The organism is Bacillus sp. AR4-2, assembly GCF_008274865.1.
Classification (GTDB): Bacteria; Bacillota; Bacilli; order Bacillales; family Bacillaceae_G; genus Bacillus_A; species Bacillus_A cereus.
On record NZ_CP031062.1, the window covers coordinates 1,759,895 to 1,786,722 of the forward strand.

Genomic DNA, 26,828 nt, shown 5'->3' on the forward strand with positions numbered 1-26,828 from the left:
GAGTAGGTATAGATAAAAAGGAGCTAATTGAAAATGAAACGCATAAAAAAATTAGGAACAACAATGATCGCAACAGTAATTGCAATGGGAATGTTTTCGTTACCTGTTAGTGCGCACGTTACTGTGAAGCCAGCAACTTCTGACATCGGTTCTTGGGAGACTTACACGATAAAAGTACCAGTTGAAAAGAATATAGCAACAACAAAAGTTACACTGAAAATACCGTCTGGTGTGGAATTCCAACAGTATGAACCAGTGCCAGGGTGGAAAATGGAAGAGCAAAAAGATAATGCCGGAAAAGTGAAAACTGTAGTATGGGAAGCAATAGGAGAAGGGATTTTACCCGGTCAGTTCCAACGATTTACTTTCGTCGCTAAAAATCCGGATAAAGAACAAAAAATAGCTTGGGATGCATATCAACAATATAAAGACGGAGAAATTGTTGAATGGACAGGCGATGAGAAAGCTGAAAAACCGCATTCACTTACTACAATTGCAAAAGGTACGTCATTAACAGGAGAACATGGTGAAGTATCTAATGTAGAAAAGAATGAAGGTACTAGTAATATGCAATTGATAGCGATTGTTTTATCTATTTTGGCAATTGTATCTTCGGTAGGTGCGTGTGTTTTTGTAGTGCGTCGTAAAAAATAAGATATAAAAAAGAGCCTACAAATAGTAGGCTCTTTCTCATATTTATTTCACTTCAACCTGCTGCCTTACAGCAAGTGTTTTCGGTTTTATATTTACAAAACAAATGCTCACAACAATAAATAATAGGCCAATAAATAAGCTCATTGTAATGGCTTCATGTAAGAAGATTGAACTTACAATAATAGCGATAAGGGGAATAAGGAATGTATAAGCCCCTACTTTACTCGCTTCACCAGCTCCAACGAGTGTGAAGTATGCAAGCCACCCCATTGCAATAACAAAGAATGAAATAAAGAGTAGTACACTAACAAATGGCATACTCCAAGCAATACTAGACCAACTTTCAAATTCTGAGCCAAATCCGATTAAACAAAGACCACCAATAAGAAGCTGAATTGTTACCATCCAAATGGCATTCACACGGTGACCAGTTTTCTTAATAAATACTGTTCCAAGTGCCCAGCCAATCGCACATCCTAATGCAAGAAGAATGCCAATGACAGAAATATGTCCAGTTAAACTACTAGAGCTAATAACACCTACACCAATAAATCCGAGTACAAGCCCGAAAATTTTTAAACCGTACATTGCTTCTTCAAGCCATATCCATGAGAAAATACCAAGTAAAACAGGTTGTAAAAATACGATAGCGGAAAATAGACCAGCAGGCATATATTGAAGGCCGACAGTTTGTAATCCGTAAAATATAATGATGTTAAGTAAGGAAGAAATAACGTATAAATGCCACGTTTCTTTTAAATGTAACTCTTTGTATTTCGGTAATGCGAACAGAAGTAAAATGAATCCTCCAATTAAAGTTCGAACGCCTGCAAATAAAACAGGTGGTGTATAATGCAGGGCAAACTTTGATAAAGGCCAATTGATTCCCCACATGAAAACGAGAAAGGTAAGGATGATGGCCGTCTTAGTTCGAGAAAGCTGTGTCACTGAAAGACCTCCTTGTTGTTATTCATTTCACTATGATATGATATCGACTGTAATAAATAAAATGAATCTTTTTTATGAGGAGTATAAGTGATTAGTTATGACCATTACACAACTGCAAGTATTAATAAAAACTGTTGATTTAGGTAGTTTTACGAAGGCTGCCAGGGTGTTAAATATGACGCAGCCAGCTGTTAGTCATGCGATTTCAAGTATTGAGTCAGAGTTAGGAGTTACTATTCTTATACGTGATAAACGAAAAGGGCTACTCGTTACGGATGTAGGAAATAGGATTCTTGTACATATTAGAGAGATTTTGAACGGTGTAGCGAAGATTGAACAAGAAGTTGCGATGGAGAAAGGACACGAAGTGGGGACGATTCGAATTGGGAGTTTTCCGAGTGCTTCTGCACATTTCTTACCGAAAATGATAAACCATTTTAAGGAGAAGTATCCGAGCTTAGAGGTCGTTCTTTGCGAAGGAACAATTAAAGAAGTTGAAGATTGGTTAATATCGAGGGTTGTTGATATAGGAATTGTTATTCTGCCTAATAAAGAGATGGAGATTGTCCCGTTAACGAAGGGGAAAATGGTTGCTATCTTAAGAGAGGATCATCCTCTTTGTAAGAAGGACTCTATTACAATTCGTGATTTGGAGAATGAACCGATCATATTATGTAAGGGCGGATACGAACCACCCATCATTGATATGTTTAAACAAGCCAACGTACCACTTCGGGCTGAGTATGTAATTTCTACCGTTACTACAGCTTTAAATATGATTCAAGAAGGATTAGGCATTGCAATATTAGCTGAATTATCTTTAACGAATTTACCACATAATGTGCAAACGAGAGAATTGGAACCGCAAGTATGGAGAGAAATTGCTTTAGCTGTTCCTTCATTAAAGGATTCTTCAATCGCTGTACAGCTATTTATTGAAGAATTTCAAGCGCTATTTGCAGAATAAAAAGGGGTGTCTCATATATCATAATGGGGCACTTTTTAATTTGCTTATAAAAAATCTATGAAAAGGATTGACTTATTTTTTAGTTGTAACTATAATGATTACATCGAGGTGGTGATTACGATGAAAATTAGTAGCCGCTTTTCCATAGCTGTTCATATTTTATCTATTTTGAAAAACAATCCATCTTCACTTTGTACTTCAGACTATATGGCTGAAAGTGTAAATACGAATCCGGTAGTCATTCGTAAAATGATGTCGTACTTGAAACAAGCTGGCTTTGTTTACGTAAATCGTGGACCGGGTGGCGCGGGATTACTAAAGGATTTACATGAAATCACATTGTTAGATGTGTATCATGCAGTGAACGTAGTCGAAGAAGACAAGCTATTTCATATTCACGAGCAACCGAATCCAGATTGTCCAATTGGGGCGAATATTCAAGCGGTGTTAGAAATTATTTTAATTCAAGCGCAATCCGCGATGGAAGAAGTTTTGAGAAATATTACGATGGGGCAGTTGTTTGAAACTTTGCAAGAAAAAATGAATGTTTAAATAATATTTATATTTTTTTATCATCAATGTAACTGGTTTGATTACAACGATAAGGTAAGGTGTAAAAGTTATGACTGTAAAAATGAAAGTATACTCAGATTTTATATGTCCGTTTTGTTTTTTAGCAAAAGGTCCATTAGATGAGGTAGCGAAAGAGAAAGATGTAGAGATTGAATGGATGCCATTTGAATTACGTCCAAGTCCATATTCAAAAATAGATCCATGGAATGAACCAGAAAAATTAGGTTCATGGGATGCTTTCATTCTTCCGACAGCGAAGAAGTTAGGAATTGATATGCGCTTGCCACGTGTTTCACCACATCCATATACACATTTAGCTTTCGAAGGATGTCAATTTGCAAAAGAACGTGGACTAGGTAATGAGTATCATCACCGCGTATTCACAGCATTTTTCCAAGAAGAGCAAAACATTGAAGATATTGATGTGTTAACAAAATTAGCGGTAGAAATAGGACTTCCTGAGGCGGAATTTAAAGATGCTTTAGTAACTCGTAAATATAAAGAAAAGCATCAAGAAGCAATTCAACACGCATATGATGAAGCGAATATTATGGCTGTTCCAACTGTCATGATTGGAGATGAAGTCATTCAAGGGCTTGCTAGTAAAGAAACACTAGAAAGGGTCATTGATAAAGAAATTGAAAAGGATAAAACAAATTCATTTGAAGGTATGCAATGTAATACCGATGGATATTGCTAATTCGCTTGTTATGAAATAACAAAATAAATTATAAAACAAACATTTGGAGGAATTAAAATGTCAGCAACTACAACAAACTTAAAAGAAGCAATCGTGAACCGCCGTTCAATTCGTAAAGTAACAAAAAATGATGCAATTACAAAAGAAAGAATTGAAGAAGTGTTAAAAACAGCTTTACACGCACCAACATCTTTCAATATGCAAAGTGGTCGTATGGTTGTATTAATGGATGGAGAGCATGAAAAGTTTTGGGATATCGTTAAAGAAACACTAAGAGCACGCGTACCAGCAGAAAACTTTGAAGCGACTGTAGAAAGACTAAAAGGCTTCCATGCAGGTGTAGGAACAGTTCTATTCTTTGAAGATCAAGCAACTGTAGAAAAAATGCAAGAAAATGCCCCATTATACAAAGATCAGTTTCCATTCTGGTCTCATCAAGGAAATGCGATGTTACAACATACTGTGTGGATGCTATTATCTGCTGAAGGAATTGGGGCGTCATTACAACATTACAACCCAATCGTAGATGCTGAAGTGAAAGAAACTTGGAACATTCCGGCAGAGTGGAGCTTAGTAGGTCAAATGCCATTTGGTGAACCAAACGAACAACCAGCAGAAAGAACGTTCTTGCCTACTGAAGATGTAGTGAAATTTTATTAAGAAATACAATATGTAACGAGAAGGAAGCTGTGCTTAAAAACAGCTTCCTTTTTTGTAGTGGTGTTAATTTATGCGCATTTAGGGAAGAAATATAAGAAATAATACGGTGAGAAGGGAATTAGAAAAATGAATGATGAGAAAAAATATACAGTGGTAGGTACTGATGTTGAGGAAGTAAAGCGTTTAAATAAAAATTCAGGGTTAACGTATAATCAAGTGAAAGAAATGTTAGCAAAGCAAATGCAAAAAAAGAAGTAATTAGATTGAAATCTTTCATTTTTTCATTTAGCATTTTGATTGGAGAGAGTTAAGTAAAAGGTAACTCTCTTTTTTGTATAGCTAAGCATCTTATAGAGTGGAGGAAGCAACATGAAGAAATGGGTAAAGGTAACGCTGTCTATCACTGGAGGCATTGTCTTATTAGCGTGTGCCGGCGGATATTACGTGTATAAAAATTATTTTCCAAAGGAACCTGAGCGTATTGTATATGATAAAGAAAGAGTGCTACAACCGATACATAATCAGCTTAAAGGAATCAATATAGAAAATGTAAAGATAAAAGAAAAAGAAGTCGTAAATGCGACTATAGATGAGCTTCAAAAAATGATTGATGATGGAAAGTTGTCATATGAAGAATTAACGAGTATTTATCTCTTTAGAATACAAGAACATGATCAAAATGGAATAACATTAAATTCTGTTACAGAGATAAATCCTAATGCGATGGAAGAAGCAAGAAAGTTAGATCAAGAGCGGGGGAGAAACAAAAAGTCGAATTTATATGGTATTCCTGTCGTTGTAAAAGATAATGTACAGACGGAAAAAGTGATGCCGACTAGTGCAGGAACTTATGTATTAAAAGATTGGATTGCAGATCAAGACGCAACAATTGTGAAGCAGTTGAAAGAAGAAGGAGCATTTGTTTTAGGAAAAGCGAATATGTCTGAGTGGGCGAACTATTTATCTTTTACAATGCCAAGCGGGTATAGCGGGAAGAAAGGACAAAATTTAAATCCGTACGGTCCGATTACATTCGATACTTCAGGATCAAGTTCAGGATCGGCTACAGTAGTTGCAGCAGATTTTGCGCCGCTTGCAATTGGAACAGAAACGACGGGATCGATTGTTGCACCAGCGGCGCAGCAATCAGTAGTTGGGTTACGTCCATCTTTAGGTATGGTAAGTAGAACAGGAATTATTCCATTAGCTGAAACTCTTGATACAGCAGGACCTATGGCAAGAACAGTAAAAGATGCAGCAACGCTATTTAATGTAATGATAGGTTATGATGAAAAAGATGTTATGACAGAAAAAATGAAAGATAAAGAAAGGATTGATTATACAAAGGATTTATCAATAGATGGATTAAAAGGGAAAAAGATAGGGCTTCTTTTTTCTGTAGACCAACAAGATGAAAATAGAAAAGCAGTAGCAGAAAAAATTAGAAAAGACCTTCAAGATGCAGGTGCGATATTAACTGATAATATCCAGTTAAGTGCTGAGGGTGTAGATAATTTGCAAACATTAGAATATGAGTTCAAGCATAATGTAAACGACTATCTTTCACAGCAAAAGAATGTACCGGTAAAATCGTTAGAAGAGATTATAGCGTTTAATAAAAAGGATAGTAAAAGACGAATAAAATACGGACAAACATTAATTGAAGGGTCTGAAAAATCTGCTATAACGAAAGAAGAGTTTGAAAACGTAGTGCAAACGAGTCAAGAAAATGCAAGAAAAGAGCTAGATAGGTATTTAGTAGAAAAAGGTTTGGATGCTCTAGTTATGATTAATAACGATGAAGTCCTTCTATCAGCTGTAGCTGGTTATCCGGAATTAGCGGTTCCTGCTGGATATGATAAAAATGGAGAACCAATCGGTGTAGTGTTTGTAGGGAAACAGTTTGGTGAAAAAGAGCTTTTCAATATTGGATATGCGTATGAACAGCAGTCTAAAAATAGAAAATCACCTAGTTTATAAAAGATTATATGAAAAATAACTGGAATCCACCGAAATTATGTTGGTGGATTCCAGTTAAACGAATCTAACAATATGAAAAGAAAAAAAGGATTCTTCTCAATTAGTAAGAAAGATTGTCTATAGGAGTTCATAAAATGTAATATATTCAATTTCCATCCATTGAAGGGGGAGGTTAATTCTTAATGAATGAAGTAAAGAGTTTTTTTCGAAGTAGAGGGTTTCAACGGTTTCTCGTTTTAATAATAGTAGCGCTTGTATTATACGCATTAAAAAGTATGATTAATTTAATATTAATTACGTTTATACTGACGTTTTTAATGGATCGATTTCAACGTTTTATTTCAAGAAAATTGAAAGTAAACCGGAAAATTGTTATTGCATGTTTATATATAATACTAGTTTCCTTTATAGGCACAACATTATATAAATATTTACCTGTGCTGACGATACAAATTTCACAATTAATTTATCAATTTAAACTGTTTTTTCAAAATCCACCTGATAATGAAATCGTTAAATATGCACTTTCGACAATTAATGGGATGGAAGTATCAAAATATATAGAACAAGGTGTAGACGTCATATATCAATCAATAGCAAATATAGGGAAGGTAAGTTTACAAATATTATTATCTCTAATTTTAAGCTTATTTTTCTTATTAGAAAAAGAGCGTATTATTACATTTACATCTAAGTTTAAAGATAGTAAGTTAAAAATCTTTTATGAGGAAATTGCATATTTTGGTGAAAGATTTGCAAGATCGTTCGGCAAAGTAATTGAGGCTCAGTTTTTAATTGCCGTTGTAAATTGTATTCTTACTGTCATTGCATTAATCGTTTTAGGATTTCCACAGCTACTTGTATTAGCTGTTATGATTTTCTTACTAGGGTTGATTCCTGTTGCAGGTGTGATTATTTCTTTGTTTCCACTTTGTATCATTGCTTACAACGTAGGCGGAGTTATGTACGTAGTATACATACTCGTATTCATAACAGTAATCCATGCTCTTGAAAGTTATTTTTTAAATCCGAAGTTTATGTCTGCAAAAACAAATTTACCAATATTCTACACATTTATGATTCTTATCTTCTCAGAGCATTTCCTCGGAATATGGGGGCTTATTATCGGGATACCAATCTTTATCTTTTTATTAGATGTACTTGATATAAATAATGAGGATGCGACTAAAAAATAAGAAATGATAGAAAATCACTAAAAAGTCATAGGAGATAATGAAAATAAAAAGCAATCCAAAATAAATTGGATTGCTTTTTATCTTAATTAAAGAACCGGAGCCATTGTTTCTTTCAATACTTGAACAGAGTGGTCGAATTTTAATTCTTCATCTTCACTTAATTCAACCTCTAAAATTTCACGAACACCGCCGCGATTTAAAACAGCAGGTACCCCGATATAAACATCTTTTTGACCGTATTGACCTTCTAAGTAAGCTGATACAGTTAATACACTATTTTCGTCGTTTAAAATTGCTTTTGTAACACGTAGAAGTGACATACCGATACCATAATAAGTTGCGCCTTTACGCTCAATAATATGGTAAGCTGCATCACGGACGTTTATGAAAATTTTGTCTAAATCTTCTTGATTATACGTGTTGTCTTTTTCAAGCAGTGTTTGTAGTTTTTGGATACCAACGGAAACATGGCTCCAAACTGGAAGTTCAGTATCGCCGTGTTCTCCGATAATATAAGCGTGAATGTTGTGTGGACCAATATCGAAGTACTCACCTAACATATAGCGGAAACGAGCAGAATCAAGCGTTGTACCAGAACCGATTACACGTTCTTTCGGTAAACCAGATTCTTTCCAAGTTACGTAAGTTAAAATATCTACAGGGTTTGTTGCGATTAAGAAGATGCCATCAAATCCGCTATCCATAATACTGCGAACGATTTGTTTGAAGATTTTAGCGTTTTTCTCAACTAAATCTAAACGTGTTTCGCCTGGTTTTTGTGGTAATCCAGCTGTAATAACTACAAGGTCAGCATCTTTACAATCTTCGTAGCTGCCTTTCCATACTCTAGTTGGAGCTGGTGCGAATGGAACAGCATGACTTAAGTCCATTGCTTCCCCTTCAGCTTTTGCCTCATTTACATCGACTAAAACAAATTCTTCAGCTACAGCCTGGTTAATCATGCAGTAAGCATAACTACATCCAACTGCTCCTGTTCCTACTAATACAACACGGTTAATACCTTTTTTCATTTCAAAATTCCTCGCAATTTCATTGATTTTATTATGTAAGATAATACGTCTTACTTCTATAGAGTCATATCTAGTTTATTACATTTTATAAAAGATATTCAAGTATTTGAAAATGTATCCGTGCAAATCAGCGAACAAAACATAGGAATTCAGTGAACCGAATATAATTCAGTAAAATCCTTTGTAAAAGGGGAAATGGCATGGGGAATCCATTAGCAATGGAAGAAATGCTTCATATTATTCATGCAGGGCTTGTTAAAAAGAATAACCCAAAACGGATTACGATTGCAGGTGCAGGGATTTCTGGATTAGTTGCAGGTTCTTTATTAAAAGAGGCTGGGCACGAAGTAACGATTATAGAAGCAAATAACAGAATAGGTGGCAGAGTGTATACGATTCGGGAACCATTTAGTGTGGGTTTATATTTTAATGCGGGCCCGATGAGAATCCCTGACACCCATAAGTTAACCTTAGCGTATATTCATAAATTTAAACTACCTTTAAACCTTTTTATAAATAAAACTTTTGCAGATATCATTTATACGAATAACATTCAAACGAGATTGAATGTGTTTGAAAATGATCCAAGTGTACTTGAATATCCGGTTTTGGATAAAGAAAGAGGAAAAACGGCAGAAGAGCTAATGATTGAAGTATTAGAACCAATACTAAATTACATTAAGAAGGATCCTGATAAAAACTGGCTTATCGTTGAAAAAAAGTATAAAACGTATTCGCTTGGTTCATTTTTAATGGAGTATTATTCAGATGGTGCGATAGATATGATTGGGGTACTTCTTGATATGGAAGCTTATATGGGAATGTCCTTAATTGAAGTATTACGTGAAATGATTTTCTTTACTTCAACAACGAAATATTATGAAATAACTGGTGGAATGGATAAGTTATCGAATGCATTCTTACCACAATTAAGGGAACATATTTTAATGCCGTATAAGGTTGATAAAATTATACAAGAAGATAATAAAGTAATGTTACAAGGAAATCATGAACAAACGTTAGAGCAATTTACAATAACAAGTGATTTTGCTATTATTACAATTCCATTTTCAGCGTTAAGATTTGTAGAAGTTCAGCCATACTATTTATTCTCTTATTTTAAAAAAAGAGCAATTCGTGAATTAAATTATATTGCTGCAACTAAAATTGCAATAGAGTTTAAAAGTAGATTTTGGGAGAAAGCGGGACAGTGTGGCGGTAAATCTATTACTGATTTACCGATACGGTTTACATACTATCCGAGTTATGGCATTCATACTCCAGGACCAGCTATCGTTATAGCAAGTTATACGTGGGCAGATGAGGCGTTAACATGGGATAGTCTCCCGCAAAGAGATCGTATTCGTTACGCATTAAAAAATTTAGCGGAAATATACGGTGACATCGTCTATAGTGAGTTTGTCACTGGAACATCTTTTAGCTGGAGTAAAAATCCGTATTCTTGCGGTGCATTTACAGCTTTCGAACCAGGCCAAGAGCTCGAGTTATTTCCGTATATTACACCACCATCTGGAAAAGTACATTTTGCAGGAGAGCATACGACATTAACACATGGATGGATGCAAGGGGCAATCGAGTCTGGAGTTAGAGTTGCATATGAAGTAAATGAACAGTGAATCTCTTATATTTACAAATGGTCATTCTTTTAATAAAATGATAAATATAAATCGTAATTATTACGCTTTGAATACATTTGAAGTAAAGAAATGGATGGTCGGTTGAATGAATAAAGTGGAGATTCATATATTAGGTGGTTTTTTAGGTAGTGGAAAATCAACATTATTACAAAATTTATTGTTAGCAGAGAAAAAGAAGAATAGAAAAGTTGCAGTATTAATGAATGAAATTGGTGAATACTCAGTAGATACAGATATTATTGGAAAAGAGAATGTTTTAAGAGAACTTCTTAAAGGATGTATTTGTTGTACGTTAAAAGAAGAGCTTGAAATACAATTACATTCGTTATACCAACAAGAAAGACCAGATGTAATTTATATAGAAACGACAGGTGTTGCGCATCCAATTGAAGTGTTAGACGCGTGTGTCTCGCCAATTTTAGCTCCTTTTCTGGAAGTGAAATCAATTGTAGTCGTTTTAGATGCAGTAAGGTGGTTAAATCGAAGTATATTAAGTGCAAATGTACAACAGCTATTGCATGAGCAACTGAAATTTGGTAGTCACATTCTTGTTAATAAAGCAGATTTACTAACAGATGAAGATAAGAATACAGTATTTGAAGAAGTAAAGGCAATAAATGATCATGCGAAAATGTATGAGACAAAGTATTGTAATATATCTTTAAAAGATATAGAAGAAGCAGAATTTCCAAATGATGAGGAACACGAGACACTACATGTCAAACAGCATTTACATATACAAACAATGACATATCAATTTACGAAACCGATTGATCAAGACAAATTATATGAATGGCTTTCGAATTTACCAGATAGTATTTATCGAGTGAAAGGTTTTGTGAAATTCCATGGAGATAAATACCCTCACCTATTCCAATATTCGTTCGGAGTACCAACTTTATTAGAACAAGACTTCGGTTTCCCGACAAACTTAGTAGTAATAGGAGAAGGACTAGATAAGAAACAATTGGCTGAAGGGTTAGAGAAAGTAGAACTTAACTCTAATTAAGGGGAAAAGACTAACTTAAAAATAAGTTAGTCTTTTTGTATGGTCATTACTGAAATGAAACAGTATTTTCAATTGGATTGCAGAATATATATTGATTGTATGTCCGTTTCCATTACATAGGAAGGTGATTATATATTTGTGCCGAATGTAGAGGGTACTACAAGAGTTTTCCATTATCTATCGAATTAGTTAGTCATGATTACGGACAGGGGATTTTGGCGTGTTTGATTCTATCAGAAAGTAAAGTATGGGGAGGATCACAATGTCGATGAAAAAACGTAAGTGGCTAAAAACAATGTTTACTGGTTGTGTTTTAGGTTCATTATTAATAACGGCAGCTTGTTCAGGAAAGAAAACAAGTACAGAGGATGAAAAAACGATTAAGGTAGGAGTCCTTGCTTCTTTAACAGGACCGCTAGAATCGTATGGAAAACAAACAGTGAACGGATTTGAATTAGGGTTAGATTATGCAACTGGTGGAACTGGGAAAGTAGATGGGAAAAAGATTAAGTTTGTTGTAGAAGATACAGAAACGAAAGCGGATGTAGCAGTTAAAAAAGCTACGAAGTTATTAGAAGAAGAGAAAGTTGATTTTTTAGTTGGATCGTCTAGTTCAAGTGATACGTTAGCGGTTTTACCACTGGCTGAAGAATATGAAAAGATTATGGTTGTAGAACCGGCAGTTGCGGATAGTATTACCGGGAAGAACTGGAATAAATATATTTTTAGAACTGGAAGAAGTTCCTCACAAGATGCGATTGCAGGAGCAGCAGCAATTGCGAAAAAAGATGTAAAGATTGCAACATTTGCCCCAGATAACGCTTTTGGTCGTGAAGGGATTGCTGCATTTAAAGCGGGTGCGAAAAAATTAGGTGCGAACATTGTGAATGAGCAATACGCGGATACAAATTCAACAGATTTTACAGCGAATATTCAAAATATCATTAGTTCAAAACCAGATTATTTATTTATCGTTTGGGCAGGGGCAAATTCACCTTGGAAACAGTTGAAAGATATGAATGTGGAAGCGCAAGGTATTAAAATTTCTACAGGTGCGCCAGATATACCAGCATTAAAAACAATGGATGCATTAGTAGGTATGCAAGGTTTTTCTGTATATTATCACACACTTCCAAAAAATAAAGTGAATGATTGGCTAGTTGAAGAGCATAAAAAACGTTTTAATGGTGCAGTGCCAGATTTGTTTACAGCGGGAGGAATGTCAGCAGCAATTTCTATTGTAGAAGCCTTAAAGAAAACAAAAGGTGATACAGATGTAGATACCTTGATTAAGAAAATGGAAGGAATGGAATTTGATACACCGAAAGGAAAGATGAAGTTTAGAGAGAAGGACCACCAAGCGATGCAGACACTGTATTCTATCACATTGAAAAAGCAAGACGGTGTTGATTATCCGGTGCCAGTGTTAGAGCGAGAATTAACGATGAAAGAAACAGAACCACCAGTTCAAAATAAATAGACTGAATTTTCTGTTGTTTTTGTATAAAGAGGGGGACCCTCTTTATACATATTTCTTTCATACTCACGGCTTTAAAGGGAGGGATTTCGTGACACATTTGCTAGAGACGAAAAATCTTAGTGTATCTTTTGGTGAACATCAAGTTATTAAAGATGTAAATTTAACTGTCCAAAAAGGAAAGCTCATTTCTATTATTGGGCCAAATGGTGCGGGGAAGACAACGTTATTTAATTTACTAAGTGGACAGATTTCACCCACAACAGGTGAAGTGTATTTTAAAGGGCAAGATATTACAAAACTATCGATTTCAGATCGAACACGCTTAGGAATCGGTCGCTCTTTTCAGCTTACAAACATATTCCCAGAATTAACGGTACTTGAAAATGTCCGTTTAAGTGTTCAATCATTCGTACAAGATTACTATAGTTTTTTCCCGAGTTCAGCAAAATTAAAGCAACAAGTTGGAGAGGCGAGACGTTTCTTAAAAACAGTATTACTTCATGAGAAAGAGAACGTATTAGCGAAAGATTTGGCACATGGAGAGAAAAGGAAGCTAGAACTTGCGATGTTATTAGCTTTAAAAACGGATGTGTTATTACTTGATGAGCCGACGGCAGGTATTTCGGTTGAGGAAGTCCCTGCTATATTACAAGTGATTGAAAATATTAAGAAACATCCAGAGAGCACAATTGTACTTATCGAACACAAAATGGATATGATACTAGGTTTGTCAGATCATCTTATCGTTTTATTTCATGGAGAGTTATTGGCTGAAGGATTGCCAGAAGAAATTATGAAAGATGAGCGTGTACAAAGTGCTTATTTAGGGGGATTATATAGTGGCACTATTACAAGTGAATAATATAGAAACGTATTTAGATCAGTTTCATATTTTGCAAGGAGTATCTCTTGCTGTTGAGAAAGGGACGATTACTGTACTGTTTGGTAGAAATGGGGCAGGGAAAACAACGACATTACGTTCAGTGATGGGGTTTCACCGCATTGCAGATGGTGAAATTTATTATGATAGTGCAAAAGTGAGTGGATTACCTACACATTTAATTTCAAGGAAAGGAATAGGGTATGTACCAGAAAATCAAGGTATTTTTCATGATTTGACAGTAGAAGAAACTTTCGCTCTTGCTAGGGGAAAAGGTGAGGAAGTAGAAGGAAAAATAGAGTGGATGCTGGAACTATTTCCGGATTTAAAGCAGTTTTGGAATAAGAAAAGTGGGCTCTTGAGCGGAGGGCAAAAGCAAATGTTGGCTATTTCAAGAGCGTTTATTAATAGTGATGGATTATTACTTATTGATGAACCGAGCAAAGGGCTATCCCCGATAATGGTGGAGAAATTAATGGTAGCTATTTTGAAGATGAAAGAGAAAACAACAGTTTTACTTGTTGAGCAAAATTTTATGATGGCCAGTCAAATTGGCGATTATTTTTACATTATGGATAACGGACGAATTGTTCATAACGGTTTTATGAATGAATTAAAAAAGGATAAGGAAATGTGTCATAAATATTTAGGAATCTCTTAACATGAATCCGAGGTGAAAAGGATGGATGTGTTAATCAATTTATTTGTAAATGGGATTTCAACAGGGATGCTCATTTTTTTGTTAGCATCAGGTCTTTCACTTATTTTCGGTCTAATGAGCGTTTTAAACTTTGCACACGGTGGTTTATTTGCATGGGGAGCATTTACAGGTGTTTGGTTATTTAATATGACAGGAAGTTATATATTAGCTTTAGTTGGAGCAGTAGCCATGGGAATGTTCCTAGGATTTATTTTAGAAAGGTTTCTTATTAGACCGGTATATGGAAACCATGTTCGACAGCTGCTCGTTACGCTTGGAGGAATGCTCGTTCTTAGTGAGTGTATTAAAATATTTTGGGGGCCAAACCCTATTAGTGCAAAATTACCGTTATGGTTACAAGGAAGTTTTACATTCGGAGGTATTATATTAATTAAATATCGTCTATTCGTTATTTTAATTGGGATAATTATTTACATTGCACTACTACTATTACTCAAAAAGACGAAGATAGGTCTTATGATCCGTGCAGGTGTAATGGATAAAGAAATGGTTCAAGCGCTTGGTATTAATGTAAAAGCGATATTTTCTTTCGTCTTTTTATTAGGGGCAGGGATGGCAGCTTTGGGAGGATTCTTATTAGCACCGTATTCGGGCGTTATTTTCGCCGAGATGGGCATGCAGTATGCAATTTTAGCTTTTATAGTAGTAATTATCGGTGGATTAGGAAGCGTTCAAGGTTCAGCTATTGCTTCTTTAATTGTCGGATTAGCTGGTGCTTTTACAGCGTATTTTATACCAGATTTATCACTTGCAATTAATATGTTAATGTTACTATTTTTCTTAATAGTGAAGCCAACTGGACTTGTTGGTGAAAAGGGGTGAAATGGTGAACAACACATCGGACCGAATTAAAGTATACTTCGGAGTATGTATGCTCATTTGTTTAAGTGTATTTCCGTTCGTAAATGATTCACGGAGCCTGTTAATTTTGTTCACTCAAATCTTCATCTTTGCTATTTTTGCAATGAGTTTTGATGTATTGCTTGGGTATACAGGAATTGTATCGTTCGGTCATTGTATGTTCTTTGGGATAGGAGCATATGGGGTAGCGCTTTTATTTGATCGACAAGGCGTATCAATAACGAACTTTTTAATTGGAATAGTAGCTGCAATTATCGTTTCAGCAATCGTTAGTTATATAATTGGTTTGCTTTCTTTACGATTGAAAAGTCATTTTTATGCAATGTTAACACTTGCTATTTCACAGTTATTTTTCGTACTTGCTGAAAAATGGCGTGGGCTTACTCACGGAGGAGATGGTTTTACATTTGGTGTACCAGACGTATTCCGTGATCGTTTTACGTTTTATTATGTAACACTTATATGTTTACTTATCATTTTTGTTCTGTTACGTCTTTTCACCAAATCTTCTATTGGAAAAGTATTAAAGGCAATTTCCCAAAATGAGCAACGTGTTGAAGCACTAGGATATAAAGTGCTTCATTATAAAATTATTGCTAGCATTGTTGCAGGAGTAGTAGCTGCGATTAGCGGTGGTTTATTTGTTATCACATTGCGTTTTGTTAATACGACTGTATTTTCAATTGAAATGACATTAAATGCATTATTGATGACGATGATTGGTGGGGTTGGCACGTTAATTGGAGCAATTGCAGGAGCTGGAATTATTGAATCTCTAAAATATTATTTATCAGAACTAGCTACAGAGTATCCGATCTTTGAACGATGGACGATTATTCTTGGTTTATTGTACATTATCGTATTGCTAGTTTTCCCGAAAGGATTAGTTGGCACGGTTAAGGGACTGAAGAATATGAAACGGAATAAGAAGGAGAAAAGTGCAGAAGTGGAGCAAAATGTGTGAAAAATCAATTGTATAGAATATGAAAATCCCTCTTTTAGATTCATAAAGGAGGGATTTTTTATTAACCAAATAGTTCATCAGGGATTTGTTTGAAAGAGTTTTGATTTGTAAAAAAATGAACAGCTAATTTCTCAACTGGAACATCTTCAATTGGTACCAATTTATCATTTTTAATCGGCAAAAAGGCTATCCCTTTTCCGTCCTGAATAAACTCTTCCATAAGCGAATAAGAATCTAATTGTTGAAGTTGACGCTGAGATAAATTATTTTCTTTTAGAAATTGTATCGTCTTATTTCTAAAAGGGCACTTTTTGTCATTACTAACGAAGAAGAGTTCCTTTGAATAGTCAATGATACATTTTTCTTGATCTTTTAGTAAGCCTATAGAAATTGAAGTAGTAAATACTTTTTTAAAACCTGCACCAGAATCATCCTCATAAGTGATGACCATATCAACTTTTTGTTGCTGCAGTAATTTTGGCAAATGACTACTATTTTCTACATATATTTGATAATTCATGAAATTTTCTTTAATACGCTTACTTAAATAATTAGTCAAAATCGATTGTGACGTCGCGATTATATAAGAAGACCCACTTGTTTTAATTTTATCTTTCGCTTCTTCTAATAGAGTTAATATTTGATTCGTGTAATCTAATAAAATGTCACCAGAAGGTAATAAGGAAACGCCTTTGTTATCTCTATGTAGTAAGGGCGTTTCTAATTCTTGTTCTAATTTTTTGATTCTTTCAGTTACGTTCGGTTGAACATAACCTAACTCTTTAGCAGCTTTACTAATAGAACCCTCACTGGCTACAGTTTTGAATATAATAAGATCATTTATTTCCATATATCTCAGCCCCTTATGCACTATCATTATAAATGATACCAAACATAATTTATACCTATTTTACGTTAGCTACTTATCGATTTATCATAATGTATATAAGATTGAAAGCGAGTGATAAACATGATTGGAATGCAATATAAGGTCATTTTGCCAAAGGATTATGACATGGAAATTATTAAGAAAAGGGTAAAGGATAATGGTTATAAAACTGATGGTTTCCAAGCACTAAATTTTAAAGCTTATTTAATTACGGAAACGGAGAAAGACGGGAATTTTTATAACTGCTATGCACCTTTATATATTTGGGATGGTCATGAAGGGATGAATAAATTTATATTTGAAGGGTACTACGATAATATTTTACAATCTTTTGGATGGCAACAAATACATATAGGTGTTCCATTAGTTGTTAATCTAAGTGATGGATTTAAGAAAAGTAGATATGTTGTTGAATATGCAGGAAGTATTTCTCAAAGTAAAACGCTGATTGGGACTCAATTAAACACGATGAATGAAAATGTACAAAACAATGAAAAGTGTTTAGGGAATATAATCGTTTATAATCCGGATAAATGGGGATATAGTAGGTTTGAGTTTTATGAAGAGAAGCCTGAAATTGTAGTGAATAAGGGTGTTACAGTATATGAGATTTTACACATTTCACGATGAAATTTTGTTGTATATTAAAAATAAGAAAAGGAATGAAAGTCTATGCCTTTTGTGAAGATTTATTATCCTGAAAACATATTAAATGAAGAAGAGTTGGAAAAAATGGGGGAATGTATCCATCTTTCATTAATTGAACATTTTAACATCCCTGAAAATGATTATTTTCAAATGTTCTTACCTTATCAACAAAACAAATTTTTATATAATCCATATTATTTGTTGGAAAGAGGAGAAAAGAGAACAGAGAATATGATTTATGTTTCTATTACATGTGGACCGGGAAGAACGGTGCAACAGAAAAAAGATTTGTATCAATCGGTATCCTTGAAGATTACGGAATATTCCGATGTTAAAACTTCGGATATTTTTATTACAATAAATGAGACAGCTGCTGAAAACTGGTCATTTGGTCAAGGAATAGCACAAATGGTGAAAATAAAGGGAGAAAAAATGAAAAATGAACTTATTGAAGTACATATTAAAAAGAAAATGAGAGAAATGGCACCTGCATTTGCTCATTATAGTGAAAAGATATTATTTGAGGAAGTGTGGCGGGATGCCACTTTAACATTAAGGGAAAGAAGTTTGTGTACTGTGTCAGCACTAATCAGTCTCGGTAATACAGAACAATTACAATTTCATCTGAAGCTAGCTAAACAAAATGGGATTAAGGAGAATGAATTGGTTGCATTAATAACACATATGGCTTTTTACGTTGGTTGGCCAAAAGCTATGTCAGCTTTAAATATAGTAATGAATGAAATGAAAAGCTAAGAATAATGAAAAGTAAGAATTCATGTTTATATGAATTCTTACTTTTCATTATTTATGCAATACTCTATCGCTATATTTATTACATTTTCTCTTGCTTTTTTATCACTTGCGTAGTAAAGTGATAGTAAGATTCACGATAGGAAGTGATCAAACATGCGTGATAATACGATAGGATCATTAATATGGTTACGTTTAATACGATTTACGAACCAAAGTAATCAAATGTCAAATGAGTTTTTAAAACGTTTTGATTTAACGACAGCTCAATTTGATGTGCTTTTGCAAATACGTACGTATCAACCACTAACACAAATGGAGTTAGCTGAAAAGGTAACTGTTACACAAGGTGGCATTTCTCGAATGTTAACTCGTCTTGAAAAAGAAGGATATATTGTACGAAAACAAGATTGGAAAACGAAAACAATTAGTCTTACAGAGCAAGGAGAAGCAGCTTTAGAGAGAGCATTGCCAGAACAACTTGCATTTCAATCTTCGTTTTTTGATGATGTATTAAATGAAGAAGAGCAGAAAATATTATATGAGCTGATGACGAAAGTTCATAAGCATAGTGAAAAAAAAGAATTACCGCAAGAGTAATTTTTTTTACACCATCAATTGACTAATCAAGTGATGGTGTAGGTAATACGGAGATAAACTTGACTTACCAACGTTTTTAGAAAAAAACTAATACTACTTTATTAAAGGGGAGAGTAACTATGGAAAAATACCGTATAGATACAAGAAAAGGAATTGAGTTTGGATTATATTCAATTGGTGATCATGTTTTAAATCCACATAATGGGGAGAAAATTACGCCAGAAAAAAGAATTCATGAACTAATTGAAACAGCTAAGTTAGCAGATGAGGTAGGGCTTGATGTGTTTGCTGTAGGTGAAAGTCATCAAACGCATTTTACAACGCAAGCTCATACAGTTATTTTAGGTGCGGTCGCGCAAGCTACGAAAAATATAAAAATTGCAAGTTCCGCAACGATATTAAGTACATCTGACCCAGTTCGAGTATATGAGGATTTCGCTACCATTGACTTGATTTCTAATGGTCGTGCTGAAATCGTAGCTGGTCGTGGATCTCGTATTGGAGGATATAGTTTACTTGGTTATGACGTGAATGATTATGAAGAATTATTTGAAGAGAAGATGGATCTTTTATTAAAAATTAATAACGAGGAACATGTAACATGGAATGGACAGTTCAGAGCACCACTCGCACATGCATCGGTGATTCCAAGAGCGAAAAATAATAACTTACCAATTTGGCGTGCAGTTGGAGGTCCACCAGCTAGTGCAATTAAAGCAGGACGTGCAGGTGTGCCAATGATGATAACAACACTTGGTGGTCCAGCAATTAACTTTAAAGTGTCAGTAGATGCTTACCGCGAGGCTGCTCAGCAAAGCGGATTTGATCCAGCTAGTTTACCAGTTGCGACAACGAGTTTATTTTATACGGCAAAAAATTCACAAGATGCACTTAGTGAATATTACCCTCACATTAATGCTGGTATGCTTACACTGCGCGGTGATGGGTATCCGAAACAGCAATTTACAAATGCAATAGATTACCGTGATGCTTTAATGGTTGGTAGCCCACAACAAATCATTGAGAAAATGCTTTACCAATATGAATTGTTTGGCCAACAACGCTTTATGGCACAAATTGATTTTGGCGGTGTACCATTTGATAAAATTGAGAAAAATATTGAATTCATTGCTACTGAAATTTTACCAGCCGTTAGAAAACATACAGCAAAATAAATAAAAAAACTGAGAGTTTAATCGACTCTCAGTTTTTTTATTTGTTCTGGAAAAATGACAAAAAAATGAACTTTTAGTCGAGGAAGAGGGAAGTTATTTTCTATTTTTGAATAACATTATTTCGAGTTTGAATTTTGAAAATACATTTTTCTCTTGACAAAAAATAAGCATTTATCGTGGGTGCTTTCGAGGACATTTTTCCGAGTAAAAGTCAAGCGTATGAAGAAAAAACGATTGTTTTATAGATATAAAAGTAAGAAGTATATTGAAAAAACACATTTTGCTAATGAGAAAAATCTGATTCAAAAAAATGACAAAAGACATATTTCAGACAAAATGATGTCAATAATACGTCAAAAATAACCTGAATTTACTATGCAGGTATATTATACAATTCGATTAACGAATAAAACACTACAGAAATAGTGAAAAGGTAAAAAATAGCATTACAATAGTTTGAAAAACTGAAACTTCATATTTTTCGACAATACATACAAAATGTTTTTGTCTTTTCGTATTTCTTAATAATTGAGTTTGATAAGATTGCTCAATTAACTTTTATTATAAAAACTATGAAGGAAGTGATTTTAGTATGGAAACGCTCGAATTGGCACGAATACAGTTCGCATCAACAACGATTTTCCATTACTTTTTTGTTCCGCTGTCAATTGGTTTAGCTTTTATTATTGCGATCATGCAAACGTTGTATGTGGTAAAAGGGCAAGAGGTATATAAGAAGATGGCAAAGTTTTGGACGCAATTATTCCTTATTAACTTTGCAGTAGGTGTAGTAACAGGTATTTTACAAGAATTTCAGTTTGGTATGAACTGGTCAACGTATTCACGTTTTGTAGGTGATGTATTTGGTCCCTCGCTTGCAATTGAAGGATTACTGGCATTTTTCATTGAGTCTACATTCCTAGGTTTATGGGTATTCGGTGAGGACAAATTACCGAAGCGAATTCACTTAATGTGTATTTGGCTCCTTTCAATTGGAACGATGTTATCAGCATTCTGGATTTTAACTGCAAGTGCATTTATGCAGTCACCTGTCGGGTATGAAATGGCAGCTGATGGTCGTGCGCAAATGAATGATTTCTTAGCCATTATTCAAAACCCACAACTATGGGTACAATTCCCGCATACAATTACAGCGGCAATTGCAACAGGTGCATTCTTTATTGCTGGTGTAAGTGCATGGAAAATTACAAAAGGACAAGAAACTGTAGTATTTAAAAAATCTTTCCGAATTTCTATCATTGTTGGAACAATTACAACGGCGCTTGTATTGTTCTTTGGTCATGCACAAGCGCAACAATTAATTAAGACACATCCAATGAAGATGGCGGCAGCTGAAGCGCTATGGAATACAAGTGAGGATCCAGCACCATTTACAGTATTTTCGAAAATTGATACAGAGAAGAAAGAAAATTCGTTTGAAATTCAAATCCCTTATATGCTAAGTCTATTATCGTATGATAAGTTTAGCGGTCAAGTTGAAGGGATGAATCAAATTCAAAAACAATATGAGGAAAAATATGGACCTGGAGATTATATTCCTCCAGTGCATACAATGTTTTGGAGTTTTAGAGCGATGGTAATGAGTGGAACATTCATGCTTCTTCTAGGAGCTTACGGATGGTTCTTATCAAGAAAAGATCGTTTAGCTGAAAAAACGTGGTATTTAAAATTAATGGTGTATGCAATTTCTCTTCCATTCATCGGTAATACAGTAGGGTGGATTATGACTGAAATGGGTCGTCAACCTTGGGTAGTATTTGGGGTAATGAAAACAGAAGATGCTGTATCACCAAATGTAACATTCGGTGAAGTATTATTCTCACTTATTTCATTCACATCAATGTATTTAATTATGGGTGGAATTTGTGTGTACTTATTTGTTCGTACCATTAAGGGCCATACGAATAAGAAAACGAAAAAGGATTATCAAAGCCATGATCCATTTGATAAGGAGGAAGAGTATGTTATCTCTTAATGAGTTGTGGTTTTTAGTTATTGCAATCTTGTTTGTTGGATTCTTCGTACTGGAAGGTTTCGATTTTGGTGTAGGAATGGTTTCGAGGTTTTTAGGAAAGAATGATTTTGAAAAACGAGTTTACTTAAATACAATAGGACCGTTCTGGCACGCGAATGAAGTATGGCTTGTTTGTGCTGGTGGAGCCATGTTTGCGGCATTTCCGCACTGGTATGCAACTTTATTTAGTGGTTTTTATATTCCATTTGTATTTATGCTTCTTGCTTTAATTTTAAGAGGTGTTTCCTTTAAATTTCGTGCGAAAATAGATAATCATAAATGGAAGAGTGCATGGGATTGGGGGATGTTTATTGGAAGTATGTTACCTCCTATCCTTTGGGGAGTTGCGATTGCAAACTTTATGGTAGGTGTACCTATTGATGAGAGTAAAAATGTTGTAGGTGGATTCTTGCAATTACTTCATCCATTTGCGTTACTTGGAGGAGTAATGTTTCTCCTACTATGTATTGTTCACGGATTACAATTTCTTACGATACGTACAACTGGTAAATTGAGAGAACGTGCACGAATTGCTGCAATAAAAATTGCACCATTTTCATTAATTACACTTCTTGTTTTTGCTGGTGTGGGGTTATGGAAAACCGACATTTTCACTGCTCATGGAACAGAATGGATTATGGTACCAATCGGAGCTTTTGTAGCACTATTAGTGTCCACTTTATTAAATAAAAGAAGAAGAGATGGTTGGGCTTTCTTTATGACGAGTTTAACAATCATTTTACTAAGTGCGAGTGTATTTATCGGTATGTTCCCACGTGTTATGATTAGCTCTTTAGGAGCAATGAATGATTTGACAATTTACAACGCAGCATCAGGAGCTTATGCATTAAAACTTATGACTTACTTTGCGATTGCTATTTTGCCTTTCGTTATCGGAAGTCAAATATGGAGTTATTATGTATTTAGACAACCTGTTAAGTCAGACAACGATTTGGAGTACTAATGAAAAGAAAAAGAGGACTTCCGTCTTATCCCGGTAGCCGTATTTTATATGTAGCGTTAACGATTATTAGTATTTTAGAAGCTTTTAGTATTATTGCGCAAACAATCTTTTTAGCACGAGCTATTACGTTTTTATTTCATGGAGAGACAGTACAAACAATATTAAGTGAAGTTGTGTATTTTGGTATCGCGTTTGCAGCGCGTAACATAGTAGTTCGAACATCACAAATATTAGTGGAACGTTTTGCTGAAAAAACAGGGTCGTTACTAAGAAAACAATTGATAGAGGCATATTTCACATTAGGTCCAAGGTATGTTCAAACTGTTGGAACTGGTCATCTGGTTACCTTATCAATTGAGGGGATTGAGAAATTTAAAACATATATTGAATTAACGATTCCTAAAATGATTAGAAGTAGTATCGTTCCAGGTCTAATTGTACTATATGTTTTTACGCTAGATATTGAGTCTGGAATCATTTTAGTTGTAACGATTCCTATCGTGATCATATTTATGATTCTTCTCGGATTAGCAGCGCAAAAAATGGCAGATAGTCAGTATGAGATATATCGTGTACTTTCGAATCATTTTGTAGATACGTTAAAAGGTTTAGAAACATTAAAGTATTTAGGAAAAAGTGAACAGCACGAAGGAAAGATTGAAAAAGTAAGTAAAAGATATAGAAAAGCAACGATGCGTACTTTGCGAGTTGCTTTTCTTTCTTCTTTTGCATTAGATTTTTTTACGAGTTTATCAATTGCGTTTGTGGCAGTTGGATTAGGGATACGTTTAATAGATGGAACGATTATACTATTACCAGCTCTTACAATTTTGATTTTAGCTCCGGAATATTTTCTGCCGATTAAACAAGTGGGAGCAAATTATCATGCGACATTAGATGGACAAATTGCGATGGAGCAAATAGAAGAGATTTTGCAACAACAAAAAGGAATACAAAAGAAAGATTTAAATGAAGATATAGTATGGAATGCCTCTAGTAGCTTGAAATTACAAGATATCAAAGTTAATAATACTGAATCTGAAAAGGCTATATTAGAAGGAATTAATTTTACTTGGGAAGGTAACGGTGCTATTGGTGTTATTGGTGAAAGTGGTGCAGGGAAATCGACGTTAATCGACGTATTAGCAGGTTTTTTATCTCCTTCGAGTGGAAAGATGTTAGTAAATGGTCTAGAAGTTGATGGATCTACTCGTGAAGATTGGCAAAAAAATATTGCTTATATTCCGCAGCAACCTTATATTTTTCCGCTTTCATTAAAGGATAACATTCGTTTTTATGAAACAAATGCAACAGATGAAGAAGTTGAAAGAGTTATTAATGAAGTCGGCCTTCGTTCACTCGTTACATCACTTCCAAATGGGATACACGAAAGAATTGGAGAAGGTGGACGTATGCTAAGTGGCGGACAAGAACAGCGTGTTGCTATGGCGCGTGCGCTTTTAAGTAAAAAACCAATCATTTTATTAGATGAGCCTACGGCACATCTTGATATTGAAACCGAATTTGAAATAAAGCAAGCGATGTTACGTTTATTTAATGGAAAGTTAGTATTTTTAGCAACTCACCGTCTACATTGGATGAAACAAATGGACCATATCCTTATTTTAAATAAAGGGGAAATGAAAGAAAGTGGGACGTATGAAGAACTTTTAGAGAATGAGACATTACATTTTCATAGGGAAGAGAGGGGAGAGAAATGAGTAACTGGGTTAAACCTTATATAAAACAAAATAAAGGTAGAATGACTTTAACTATTTTCCTTGGTCTTCTTGGAGTTAGTTCAGGAGCGATGTTACTTTTTATTTCAGGTTATTTGATCTCAAAATCTGCCCTTAGACCAGAAAATGTAATGGCTGTATATGTTCCTATTGTTGCAACAAGAGCGTTTAGTATAGGGCAAGCTGTATTTCATTATATAGAGCGCCTAGTCGGGCATGATGTCGTACTACGTATATTAGAAAAAATGAGAACGAGGCTATATAGAATAGTAGAACCACAGGCGTTATTTTTCCGTTCTCGATTTCAAACGGGTGATATGTTAGGAGTGTTATCCGAAGATATAGAGCATTTGCAAAACCTATATTTACGTACAATATTTCCTAGCATATTAGCGTTAGTTGTTTATAGTATCTTCGTACTTGTTATCGGTGCATTTGATTTTGTTTTTGCACTTATTGTAGGTTGTATGTTAGCTATTATCGTTTTTCTTCTTCCGTTTGTATCATTACTTTTGATGAAGAAACATCATGTTACTTTAAAGCAAGGAAGAAACAGTTTGTATCAACAACTGACAGATGCTGTTTTTGGATTATCTGATTGGCAGGCAAGTGGTCGTAAAGATGAATTTATTAATGAGTATGTAAAACAAAATGATCAGTTGTTAAAAATCGAAAAGAGAGTGAAACGCTGGTATCATATTCGGGACAGTATCATTCAATTAGTAGTAGGTATTGTAGTTATTTCGATGATCATATGGACTGGGAATGAAGCGGCAAGTGAACAAATTGCTCCTACAGTTATCGCAGCTTTCGTATTAATGACTTTATCTGTAACGAACGCGCTTATTCCTATTGTAGATGCCATCGATCGAATACCGTCGTATGTAGAATCTACCCATCGTCTTAATGGCGTAGAAAGTAATAGTGTTTTACATGATGAAACGGATTTGCATGGAGAGAAAGATTATATTGAACCAAAACATGTAGATATTGAACTGAATCACGTATCGTATAGTTATCCAGATAGTAATGAGATTGTATTAAAAGATGTATCATTACAAATAAAAGCAGGGAAGAAAATTGCTATTTTAGGGAGAAGTGGGACAGGGAAATCTACTTTACTAAAATTGTTAACAGGGGCGTTAAGCCCAGTAAATGGCCAAGTTGTCTTGAATGGTGAAAGAGCTCATACGAATCTTTTATCTAAATATATTTCTGTATTAAATCAAAAGCCGCATTTGTTTGATACGACAATTGGAAATAATGTACGAATTGGCAAACCAGAGGCGACGGATGAAGAGATATGGAAAGCTTTAGAGAAAGCACAATTAGCTTCACATGTTACTTCTCTTCCGGACGGATTACAAACAAAAATGCATGAAATGGGAAAGCGGTTTTCTGGTGGGGAAAGACAAAGGGTTGCTTTTGCTAGAACTCTAATGCAAGAAACACCAATTATTGTACTTGATGAACCGACTATCGGTTTAGATCCAAAAACAGAATTGTCTTTAATTGAAACAATGTTTTCTGCAACGGAAGAAAAGACGGTTATTTGGATTACGCACCATCTTGTAGGAATAGAACATGTAGATGAAGTTATATTCCTTGATCGTGGCCAAATTGTCATGCAAGGTAGTCATAAACAACTTCTGAAAGAAAATGAAAAGTATCGTAAACTTTATGAGTTAGATAAAGGAATATAATTTGAATAAGCAATAATTGTAAAAATAGCTACGCCTAATG

The 26,828-nt window shown here is 34.6% G+C and carries 26 protein-coding genes and 1 pseudogene; 24 read left to right on the top strand and 3 right to left on the bottom strand.

Translation table 11 applies throughout. The features are described from left to right. The first annotated feature begins 33 nt into the window (after nt 1-33). The gene (locus tag DN399_RS09175; RefSeq protein ID WP_000821416.1) at nt 34-654 is read left to right on the top strand and encodes a YcnI family copper-binding membrane protein; all 621 of its coding nucleotides are present in this window, start codon (nt 34-36) and stop codon (nt 652-654) included. Nucleotides 655-696: 42 nt separating this feature from the next. Here DN399_RS09175 and DN399_RS09180 read toward each other — a convergent pair whose 3' ends face one another. Then, nucleotides 697-1,602 carry a DMT family transporter gene (locus DN399_RS09180; protein ID WP_000192791.1) on the bottom strand — a complete coding sequence of 302 codons (906 nt, stop codon included), beginning with the start codon at nt 1,600-1,602 and terminating at the stop codon, nt 697-699. 97 nt (nt 1,603-1,699) lie between these two features. Here DN399_RS09180 and DN399_RS09185 point away from each other — a divergent pair, with 97 nt between their 5' ends. The 7 genes from DN399_RS09185 (at nt 1,700) to DN399_RS09210 (ending at nt 7,678) form a co-directional block, all read left to right on the top strand. After that, nucleotides 1,700-2,569 carry a LysR family transcriptional regulator gene (locus tag DN399_RS09185; protein ID WP_016122323.1) on the top strand — a complete coding sequence of 290 codons (870 nt, stop codon included), beginning with the start codon at nt 1,700-1,702 and terminating at the stop codon, nt 2,567-2,569. Nucleotides 2,570-2,689: 120 nt separating this feature from the next. After that, nucleotides 2,690-3,121, top strand: coding sequence for an Rrf2 family transcriptional regulator (locus DN399_RS09190; RefSeq protein WP_042515328.1), 432 nt, complete (start codon nt 2,690-2,692; stop codon nt 3,119-3,121). 70 nt (nt 3,122-3,191) lie between these two features. After that, nucleotides 3,192-3,842, top strand: a complete 651-nt coding sequence (locus tag DN399_RS09195) for a DsbA family oxidoreductase (protein WP_006922059.1) — start codon at nt 3,192-3,194, stop codon at nt 3,840-3,842. A gap of 57 nt (nt 3,843-3,899) precedes the next feature. Next, nucleotides 3,900-4,502: a nitroreductase family protein gene (locus tag DN399_RS09200; protein WP_001277021.1), complete on the top strand. Its 603-nt coding sequence runs from the start codon at nt 3,900-3,902 to the stop codon at nt 4,500-4,502. Between the two features lie 126 nt (nt 4,503-4,628). Next, on the top strand, nt 4,629-4,760 hold the full coding sequence (locus DN399_RS28330) for a hypothetical protein (protein ID WP_000997344.1): 132 nt from the start codon (nt 4,629-4,631) through the stop codon (nt 4,758-4,760). A 111-nt stretch (nt 4,761-4,871) separates the two neighbouring features. Next, a complete protein-coding gene (locus DN399_RS09205) occupies nt 4,872-6,482 on the top strand; it encodes an amidase family protein (protein WP_000759465.1) in 1,611 nt (536 codons plus the stop codon). 182 nt (nt 6,483-6,664) lie between these two features. Continuing rightward, complete coding sequence (locus DN399_RS09210) at nt 6,665-7,678, top strand: AI-2E family transporter (RefSeq protein WP_001006597.1); 1,014 nt, start codon at nt 6,665-6,667, stop codon at nt 7,676-7,678. An 86-nt stretch (nt 7,679-7,764) separates the two neighbouring features. Here the strand turns inward: DN399_RS09210 and DN399_RS09215 are convergent, their stop codons facing one another. Further along, complete coding sequence (locus DN399_RS09215) at nt 7,765-8,709, bottom strand: L-lactate dehydrogenase (RefSeq protein ID WP_000715321.1); 945 nt, start codon at nt 8,707-8,709, stop codon at nt 7,765-7,767. 200 nt (nt 8,710-8,909) lie between these two features. Here DN399_RS09215 and DN399_RS09220 point away from each other — a divergent pair, with 200 nt between their 5' ends. The 7 genes from DN399_RS09220 to DN399_RS09255 all read left to right on the top strand — a co-directional run bounded on the left by DN399_RS09220 (nt 8,910) and on the right by DN399_RS09255 (nt 16,282). After that, nucleotides 8,910-10,346: a flavin monoamine oxidase family protein gene (locus tag DN399_RS09220; RefSeq protein WP_000528002.1), complete on the top strand. Its 1,437-nt coding sequence runs from the start codon at nt 8,910-8,912 to the stop codon at nt 10,344-10,346. 106 nt (nt 10,347-10,452) lie between these two features. Then, on the top strand, nt 10,453-11,376 hold the full coding sequence (locus DN399_RS09230) for a CobW family GTP-binding protein (protein ID WP_001044939.1): 924 nt from the start codon (nt 10,453-10,455) through the stop codon (nt 11,374-11,376). 262 nt (nt 11,377-11,638) lie between these two features. Then, nucleotides 11,639-12,856 carry a substrate-binding domain-containing protein gene (locus DN399_RS09235; RefSeq protein ID WP_000061996.1) on the top strand — a complete coding sequence of 406 codons (1,218 nt, stop codon included), beginning with the start codon at nt 11,639-11,641 and terminating at the stop codon, nt 12,854-12,856. An 88-nt stretch (nt 12,857-12,944) separates the two neighbouring features. Beyond that, the gene (locus tag DN399_RS09240; RefSeq protein WP_000149338.1) at nt 12,945-13,718 is read left to right on the top strand and encodes an ABC transporter ATP-binding protein; all 774 of its coding nucleotides are present in this window, start codon (nt 12,945-12,947) and stop codon (nt 13,716-13,718) included. Further along, the gene (locus tag DN399_RS09245; protein ID WP_001196696.1) at nt 13,696-14,397 is read left to right on the top strand and encodes an ABC transporter ATP-binding protein; all 702 of its coding nucleotides are present in this window, start codon (nt 13,696-13,698) and stop codon (nt 14,395-14,397) included. The genes DN399_RS09240 and DN399_RS09245 overlap by 23 nt, the downstream gene beginning before the upstream one ends. Before the next feature lie 21 nt (nt 14,398-14,418). After that, nucleotides 14,419-15,279 carry a branched-chain amino acid ABC transporter permease gene (locus DN399_RS09250; RefSeq protein WP_000382787.1) on the top strand — a complete coding sequence of 287 codons (861 nt, stop codon included), beginning with the start codon at nt 14,419-14,421 and terminating at the stop codon, nt 15,277-15,279. Between the two features lie 49 nt (nt 15,280-15,328). Next, a complete protein-coding gene (locus DN399_RS09255) occupies nt 15,329-16,282 on the top strand; it encodes a branched-chain amino acid ABC transporter permease (RefSeq protein ID WP_002040965.1) in 954 nt (317 codons plus the stop codon). A gap of 61 nt (nt 16,283-16,343) precedes the next feature. Here DN399_RS09255 and DN399_RS09260 read toward each other — a convergent pair whose 3' ends face one another. Then, a complete protein-coding gene (locus DN399_RS09260; protein ID WP_000405005.1) occupies nt 16,344-17,132 on the bottom strand; it encodes a LysR family transcriptional regulator in 789 nt (262 codons plus the stop codon). 120 nt (nt 17,133-17,252) lie between these two features. On the opposite strand from DN399_RS09260, the gene DN399_RS09265 reads away from it, so the two are divergent. The 9 genes and pseudogenes from DN399_RS09265 to cydC all read left to right on the top strand — a co-directional run bounded on the left by DN399_RS09265 (nt 17,253) and on the right by cydC (nt 26,788). Beyond that, nucleotides 17,253-17,801, top strand: coding sequence for a DUF4865 family protein (locus DN399_RS09265; protein ID WP_000579890.1), 549 nt, complete (start codon nt 17,253-17,255; stop codon nt 17,799-17,801). Nucleotides 17,802-17,843: 42 nt separating this feature from the next. Continuing rightward, nucleotides 17,844-18,248 (top strand): annotated as a pseudogene (locus DN399_RS28335) (tautomerase family protein); the annotation flags it as partial. 3 nt (nt 18,249-18,251) lie between these two features. Further along, nucleotides 18,252-18,575, top strand: a complete 324-nt coding sequence (locus DN399_RS28340) for a carboxymuconolactone decarboxylase family protein (protein ID WP_000787196.1) — start codon at nt 18,252-18,254, stop codon at nt 18,573-18,575. Nucleotides 18,576-18,728: 153 nt separating this feature from the next. Continuing rightward, on the top strand, nt 18,729-19,172 hold the full coding sequence (locus DN399_RS09275; protein WP_001205523.1) for a MarR family winged helix-turn-helix transcriptional regulator: 444 nt from the start codon (nt 18,729-18,731) through the stop codon (nt 19,170-19,172). A 119-nt stretch (nt 19,173-19,291) separates the two neighbouring features. Then, the gene (locus DN399_RS09280) at nt 19,292-20,347 is read left to right on the top strand and encodes an LLM class flavin-dependent oxidoreductase (RefSeq protein ID WP_006921908.1); all 1,056 of its coding nucleotides are present in this window, start codon (nt 19,292-19,294) and stop codon (nt 20,345-20,347) included. A 592-nt stretch (nt 20,348-20,939) separates the two neighbouring features. Beyond that, on the top strand, nt 20,940-22,343 hold the full coding sequence (gene cydA, locus DN399_RS09285) for a cytochrome ubiquinol oxidase subunit I (RefSeq protein WP_000448870.1): 1,404 nt from the start codon (nt 20,940-20,942) through the stop codon (nt 22,341-22,343). Further along, on the top strand, nt 22,330-23,346 hold the full coding sequence (gene cydB / locus DN399_RS09290; RefSeq protein ID WP_000950083.1) for a cytochrome d ubiquinol oxidase subunit II: 1,017 nt from the start codon (nt 22,330-22,332) through the stop codon (nt 23,344-23,346). The genes cydA and cydB overlap by 14 nt, the downstream gene beginning before the upstream one ends. After that, a complete protein-coding gene (gene cydD / locus DN399_RS09295; RefSeq protein WP_000824036.1) occupies nt 23,346-25,067 on the top strand; it encodes a thiol reductant ABC exporter subunit CydD in 1,722 nt (573 codons plus the stop codon). Before cydB ends, cydD begins: the two co-directional genes overlap by 1 nt. After that, complete coding sequence (gene cydC / locus DN399_RS09300) at nt 25,064-26,788, top strand: thiol reductant ABC exporter subunit CydC (RefSeq protein WP_006921899.1); 1,725 nt, start codon at nt 25,064-25,066, stop codon at nt 26,786-26,788. Before cydD ends, cydC begins: the two co-directional genes overlap by 4 nt. The last annotated feature ends 40 nt before the right edge of the window (nt 26,789-26,828 follow it).